Origin of the sequence: Streptomyces sp. NPDC059456 (assembly GCF_042750055.1) — a bacterium.
Lineage (GTDB): Bacteria > Actinomycetota > Actinomycetes > Streptomycetales > Streptomycetaceae > Streptomyces.
On record NZ_JBHYVA010000457.1, the window covers coordinates 6,188 to 6,965 of the forward strand.

Here is a 778-nt window from a genome sequence, read left to right on the forward strand (position 1 = left end):
GGTGGGGGGGGGGGGGGGCGGGCTCCCGGGGGCTCTCTAACCAGTGCTCCCGCGCGGCGCGCCGGGTGGGGGTGTGGGCGTTGGGGGGGGGCCGGGGGGTGCCCCCGCCGCCGGCCGCGACGAGGCCGTCGCGCTCCAGGCGGGCGAGGGTGGTGTACACCTGCCCGACGTTGAGCGGCCAGGTGGAGCCGGTGCGGGATTCGAACTCGGTACGCAGCTGTGAGCCGTACCGAGGACCCCTTTCCAGCAGGGCGAGAAGGCCGTGGCGGATCGACATACTCAGTATGTATACCGAGTATGTCGCGCGGCGCAACCATCCTGAGGCGTACGCCGGGAGGGGGAGCGGAGGCCTCGGGCGGGGAGCGGGCCGGCTGCGGGCGCGGGTTCACAGCCCCTTGCGCAGCCGCATCCCCAGATAGCCCAGACCCAGCCCCATCAGGGCGAATCCGGTGCCGAGCGGCAGTATGTGCGCGGCCAGGTCGGCGGCCCGCTCGTTCGGCCCGCTGCCGATCGCGGTGACCGCGGACGGCGGACGCCGCGGGTCCGGCGCGACGGGCGTAACCGCCGGAACCGCCGGAACCCGCTGGGGCGGCGGGACCCGCGGCGCCTGGGGCACGTGCGGAACCCGAGGCACGTGCGGGACCTGAGGCGCCCGCGGCAGCTGCCGGTCCTGCTGGGCCTCCGGCACCCGGCCGGGCTCGGCCGGCAGCTGCTGCGGGCGTGCCGGGAGGAGGGGGCGGGCGGCCTGCACGGTCTCCGGGTTCGCGGGCTCGGCCGC

The 778-nt window shown here is 77.0% G+C and carries 1 protein-coding gene and 1 pseudogene; both read right to left on the reverse strand.

What is annotated here, in order from left to right; genetic code table 11:
* Positions 1 to 277 (reverse strand): PadR family transcriptional regulator (locus ACFXA3_RS30215; protein ID WP_385191774.1); only part of this gene is annotated, 277 nt, incomplete at its 3' end.
* A gap of 108 nt (positions 278 to 385) precedes the next feature.
* Positions 386 to 778, reverse strand: a pseudogene (locus tag ACFXA3_RS30220) (hypothetical protein); the annotation flags it as partial.